The sequence below is a fragment of the bacterium endosymbiont of Bathymodiolus sp. 5 South genome, assembly GCF_900128535.1.
GTDB lineage: Bacteria > Pseudomonadota > Gammaproteobacteria > PS1 > Pseudothioglobaceae > Thiodubiliella.
In genome coordinates this window covers 1-5,664 of sequence record NZ_FQTR01000115.1, presented here as the reverse complement: position 1 = coordinate 5,664, position 5,664 = coordinate 1, and the positions used below count along the sequence as shown (strand labels likewise).

Annotated in this window: 8 protein-coding genes; 1 reads left to right on the top strand and 7 read right to left on the bottom strand. The window is 34.6% G+C overall.

Going from position 1 to position 5,664, the window contains the following annotated elements; all coding sequences use genetic code 11:
• Positions 1-233 precede the first annotated feature (233 nt).
• The 7 genes from BBROOKSOX_RS12490 to rfbA all read right to left on the bottom strand — a co-directional run bounded on the left by BBROOKSOX_RS12490 (position 234) and on the right by rfbA (position 5,115).
• The gene (locus BBROOKSOX_RS12490; RefSeq protein WP_180324302.1) at positions 234-380 is read right to left on the bottom strand and encodes an IS3 family transposase; all 147 of its coding nucleotides are present in this window, start codon (positions 378-380) and stop codon (positions 234-236) included.
• A 54-nt stretch (positions 381-434) separates the two neighbouring features.
• The gene (locus BBROOKSOX_RS08625) at positions 435-1,112 is read right to left on the bottom strand and encodes an IS1595 family transposase (protein WP_139661045.1); all 678 of its coding nucleotides are present in this window, start codon (positions 1,110-1,112) and stop codon (positions 435-437) included.
• Positions 1,081-1,374 (bottom strand): transposase, encoded by a 294-nt coding sequence (locus BBROOKSOX_RS08620; protein WP_139661043.1) that lies wholly within the window; start codon positions 1,372-1,374, stop codon positions 1,081-1,083. The genes BBROOKSOX_RS08625 and BBROOKSOX_RS08620 overlap by 32 nt, the downstream gene beginning before the upstream one ends.
• A gap of 131 nt (positions 1,375-1,505) precedes the next feature.
• Positions 1,506-2,588, bottom strand: a complete 1,083-nt coding sequence (gene rfbB / locus BBROOKSOX_RS08615) for a dTDP-glucose 4,6-dehydratase (RefSeq protein ID WP_139661041.1) — start codon at positions 2,586-2,588, stop codon at positions 1,506-1,508.
• Complete coding sequence (locus tag BBROOKSOX_RS08610) at positions 2,575-3,711, bottom strand: DegT/DnrJ/EryC1/StrS family aminotransferase (protein WP_139661038.1); 1,137 nt, start codon at positions 3,709-3,711, stop codon at positions 2,575-2,577. Before BBROOKSOX_RS08610 ends, rfbB begins: the two co-directional genes overlap by 14 nt.
• Entirely contained in the window at positions 3,708-4,247 is a 540-nt protein-coding gene (gene rfbC / locus BBROOKSOX_RS08605) for a dTDP-4-dehydrorhamnose 3,5-epimerase (protein ID WP_139661036.1), read from the bottom strand. The genes BBROOKSOX_RS08610 and rfbC overlap by 4 nt, the downstream gene beginning before the upstream one ends.
• Positions 4,237-5,115 (bottom strand): glucose-1-phosphate thymidylyltransferase RfbA, encoded by an 879-nt coding sequence (rfbA, locus tag BBROOKSOX_RS08600; protein ID WP_139661033.1) that lies wholly within the window; start codon positions 5,113-5,115, stop codon positions 4,237-4,239. The genes rfbC and rfbA overlap by 11 nt, the downstream gene beginning before the upstream one ends.
• Before the next feature lie 51 nt (positions 5,116-5,166).
• Between rfbA and BBROOKSOX_RS08595 the strand changes: the two genes are divergently transcribed.
• Positions 5,167-5,514, top strand: a complete 348-nt coding sequence (locus BBROOKSOX_RS08595; protein ID WP_218973716.1) for a hypothetical protein — start codon at positions 5,167-5,169, stop codon at positions 5,512-5,514.
• Positions 5,515-5,664: the final 150 nt, after the last annotated feature.

Genomic DNA, 5,664 nt, shown 5'->3' with positions numbered 1-5,664 from the left:
TCGAGTAATCTGATTAAAAATGTTGCAAATGCTTTGATTGAAGACTTATTCATTTCTAAAGACTTATTCACTTTAGAACAAACTAGTTTATATATTAATAATTTTATCAGCCAGCTACCAGTTGCCATTAAAAATGAAGTTGAGAAAATAAGAGGTTGGTAATAACTTTTGAATATGGAATACATTACCCCAAAACCTCTGACAACTTTTTAAAATTTCTTATATAGAACATCCTAAGAAGCCTTCGCTTTTTCTTGATTTAATTTTATACTTTCTTGGTACACATCCATTGGTTTTTTATATGCCAGTGTTTCGTGGAATCTTCTATGGTTATAAAACTCAATATAATCATCTACATCAGTGATTAATACAAAATTCAAAAAACAACTAAACCAAAAAACTCCACTCCCTACTACACAAATTTTGGGACTAACTTACATTAATACTAACATCTTGTAAGACAGCCTATTACCACTAAACCCAGACATTATTGAATCAATTCTATCCAATGTTGATCGTTTGACATTGCCATCATTCAACCTAAAAACAAACTCATCAACATAACGCCCGATATGCTTATCTGAAAAATGATGAAACACACCATGATAACCACGCTTTAATAATGCCCAAACACTCTCAATGCCATTAGTGTGCACAATACCGTTAACATACTCACCAGCAGAATGATTGACCATTAACTGCTTATAACCCTCTATTCCTTTATATATTGTTGCTTCATCAGTGCAAAGCGTGACATTGGTATCAGTATGGTTATCAATCATGGTCTGAATATTAACGCTATTGACTTTATCCATTTTGGCGGCAACGAGCATGCCATCACGAGAGCGCATGCCAACCACAGGTGTTTTAGTTTTTGTGCTTCTGCCTTGTGTGCCCTGAGTTTTCTTGTGTTGGTGTTTGTTTTTCTCTTTACCACCTATATAGGTTTCATCCATTTCAATAATTCCAGAAAGAATAGCGTCGTTATTTTTGCAAGCCTTGCGTATTCTGTGCCCCATAAACCATGATGATTTTTGGGTAATACCAAGCTCTTTTGCAAGTTGATAACTGGAAATGCCTTTACGAGCAGTCACGATTAAATATCGTACCATAAAGCCATTTTCTTAACGATATTTTGCTTGCATGCATTACCGTGTTATTACGAACACTAAATTGGGTTTGGCAACATTTACAACGATATAATCCAGTGCGTGAAGGGTGATGATAAACCTGCGTGGGTGTTTGATTGGCGCACGATGGACACTTGGGTTTGTTGTCCCAAAGTTTCTTTTCAAAATAGTGGCGAGCAGATTCTTCGGTTGGAAATTTTTCTAATAGTTCAAATGTGCTGATGGTGTTTGTGTATTGAGTCATTATTGCTTCTTAAGTGTTATAAATATTGTTTATTTTATTTTATTGTATTGTTTTGGATTTTGGTATTAATGTAAGTTATTCCCTTAAATTTAGATGCGTTAATTGTGCAATTTTGGTCCCTTTAAAATTTATCAAACCCTTTTTATTACACCCAGCCTTTCACCTTGATAACTACCATCTTTAACATGTTCGCACCAAGTGATATTATTCAAATACCATTGCACTGTTTTTTTAATACCTGTTTCAAAAGTTTCATTGGGTATCCAATTAAGCTCATTGGAAATTTTAGTGGCATCAATAGCGTATCTAATATCATGCCCCGATCTGTCATCAACATAAGTAATTAATTGCTGATATTTTACAATATTGCTATGCTTGCTCGGCACTAAATCATCGAGAATATTGCAAACACTTTTAACCACATCAATATTTTGCAATTCATTGTGTCCACCAATATTATAGGTTTCACCGATTTTACCTATTAGGGCAACATGGAGTAATGCACTTGCGTGATCATCTACATAAAGCCAATCTCTTGTTTGCTTGCCATTACCATAGATTGGCAAATCTTTACCTTCTAATGCATTGAGAATAACAAGCGGAATAAGTTTTTCGGGAAACTGGTAAGGTCCATAATTATTTGAGCAGTTGGTAATGAGTGTTGGAAATTTAAAAGTGCGTTGCCATGCACGCACTAAATGATCTGAACTGGCTTTGGTAGCTGAATATGGCGAACTTGGTGCGTAAGGCGTTTCTTCGGTAAATAAACCATTTACTCCTTCTAAATCACCGTACACCTCATCGGTTGACACATGATGAAATTTAAAATTATTTTTCTTACTGCCTATTAAACTAGACCAATAATCTTTAGCAACTTCAAGCAAAACATATGTGCCAACAATATTGGTCTGAATAAACTCACCCGGCTTATCAATTGAGCGATCAACATGGGATTCTGCCGCAAGATGCATAATAATATCAGGCTGATACTCAGAAAATATGCGCTTAATTGCTTTCATATCGCAAATATCTGCCTTTTCAAATACATATCTATCGCTACCCTCAACCAAAGATAAAGATTCTAAATTTCCCGCATAAGTAAGCTTGTCAACATTTACGACATTATGATTTGTATTATTAATAATATGACGAATAACTGCCGATCCAATAAAACCTGCGCCACCTGTAATAAGTAACTTTTTATTGCTGTGCATAAAATTCCTTAATACCATTTATGATTAAATTAACATCCTCATCTGATAAAGATTGATGTAAGGGGATGTTGAGCGTATGTAGAGCCGCATAGTCAGAATTTAGGCATTCATTGTCTGTATATTTAGAAAATAATTCAATTTTATTGAGCGGCCAATATCTGAAAGTTGTATATATGCCTTTGTTCAATAAAAACTTTGCCAATTCATCGCGATACTTGGTTTGAATCCAAAAAAAATAATAAGAGGATGTGTGCTTAAAATCAGGCACTAATGGCAACTGAATGTCGCCAACATTCTTTAGCATTTTCATATATTTTGTATGAATATCTTTACGCTGATTAATAAAGCCATCTAATTTACTTAACTGAGATAACCCCATGGCTGCCGTAACATTATTCATAATGGCACGCCTACCCGTTCTATTCATTTCAAATTCCCACCAATTAACACTGTCTGACGATGAATCAAGTCCACTTTTACTTTTTACTGGCAACCCCAAATACAGGGCCTCTTCTGCCTCTATACGCTTATGAAAATTTTTGATATACATCATTCCACCGTCAGCAGTTGAAAGGGTTTTCATAGCATCAAATGACCACATACCCATATCGCCAATCGTACCACAAGCTTGTCCTTTGTAAAAACTACGCACTGCACAAGCGGAATCTTCAATAACCAATACCTTATGTTGATTACATAACTGAATAATCTCATCCATATCACAAGGCACGCCACCATAATGCGTAATATAAACTGCCTTAGTTTTATCGGACAAAACTTTTTGGATATCTTTTGCTCTCGTATTGAGAGAATGCTTATCGACATCGCAAAAAACAATTTTTGCACCAGAATCAACAATAGCACTACCAATGGATGGAAAAGAAATAGCGGGGACAATAATTTCATCACCTTTAACAAAATTAAATAGTTTAGTAGATAAAAATATCGCCTCAGTGCAACTTGTGGTTGATAAAAAGTGACTGGAATTACTTAATAAACTATTGGCAAACCCCTCTTCGAAATCTTTAACAACTTTACCTTTTCCAATCCAATTGCTATCAAATACCTCTTTAATTAATGCCAACTCATCATCGCCAAGATTTGGCTGAAATAGATTTATCATAATTCTTTAAACTCTTGCAATTCTCTATCTTTATCAGAAAGTTTTAACTCATGTTTTGGCAAAACCCAATCAATATTTAATGTTTTATCGTTAAAAATAATGCCTTTTTCAAATTCTGGACGATAAACATTATCAACTTTATAGGCAAAAATTGCCTCATTGCTTAGTACGACAAAACCATGCGCAAAACCTTTGGGGATAAAAAGTTGGTGTTTGTTTTTATCGCTTAATTCTACCGCAACACTATTGCCAAAAGTTGGGCTAGACTTCCTAATATCAACCACGACATCCAACACGCTACCTTTAATTACCCGAACCAGTTTTGCTTGTTCGTAAGGAGGAATCTGATAATGCAAACCTCGCAAAACACCTTTATTAGATTTAGATTCATTATCTTGAATAAAACCAACCTTTTTACCAATAAAATCTTCAAACAAATCTTGTCTAAATGTTTCTAAAAAATAACCACGATCATCTCCATGAATAGTTGGCTTTACAAGAACAATGTCTAATATTTTCAAATGCTCAAACTGCATTATTTGCTCTTTTTATTAAATATTGACCGTATTGATTTTTTATTAAAGGCTCTGCAAGCTTTAAAAGTTGTTCTTTGCCAATATATCCCATTTCGTATGCAATCTCTTCGATACAAGATACTTTTAATCCTTGACGATTTTCAATGGTTTCAATAAAATTTGAGGCTTCAAGTAAACTTTCATGTGTGCCTGTATCAAGCCAAGCATAGCCTCTACCCATAAGTTCAACACAAAGTTTATTTTCTTCAAGATACATTTGATTAACCGTCGTGATTTCCAATTCACCTCGATTAGATGGTTTAACTTTGGTAGCTTTTTCAACCACATCATTTGGATAAAAATACAATCCTGTTACTGCGTAATTGCTCTTAGGAAGATTGGGTTTTTCTTCAATACTAAGCGCTCTACCCACTGCATCAAATGCTACTACACCATAACGCTCAGGATCGTGCACATGATAGCCAAATATTGTTGCAATATTATTTTTTGCATTTTTAGCGGCAGATCGTAACATTTCTGGGAGTCCATGACCATAATAAATATTGTCACCCAAAATAAGACAGACATCATCATCGCCAATAAAGTTTTTGCCTAATATAAATGCCTGTGCCAACCCATCTGGCGATGGCTGTACAGCATACTTAAATTTCATGCCAATACTGGAGCCATTGCTCAGTAGTTGTTCAAACCTAGGCAGATCTTCTGGAGTGGAGATAATTAACACCTCTTGAATACCAGTCAACATCAATACCGACAATGGGTAGTAAATCATTGGCTTGTCGTAAACAGGCATTAATTGTTTAGAAACACATTGAGTTATGGGGTAAAGGCGAGTTCCAGATCCACCGGCTAATATAATTCCTTTCATATTTCAGTATTTTACATTTTTCATCTATGTCCTTTACATAAATATGGGTAAATGGCAAAATTTAATTTTTACCCAATTAGAGACCTTTGCATAAATAGGAATAATCATCAAAACACCATTTTTCACCAACTTGACAATTTTATGAAACACAGCCGCAGCTTTGCTATGACTATATTTCATAAAATCACCAAGTCGGCAAAACTTGTCATTTTGCTAATCATCCCTACTTATGCAAAAGTCTCAATTAATAATTTCTTTAATCCTTGTCTTGGCAAGACCAAGTCAGGGTTTAAAAAATTACCAAGTGAAGAGCGATTACTTAGTCAACCCTTAAAAAACCCAAAACAGCCAACCATAAAACCACCCTTAAACATTCAAAACAATCGCACTATATTTTGACTGACAATATTTTACTTAGTACAATAGAAAAAATAGCGACTTCTTACCATACACAACCCAACTTTTTGCCAAAACAAAAAAATAGCAGTGGCAATTAGCCATTTTCTCAAATTCCAAGCACAAGCAGTCATTAAAACATTAATCTCATCA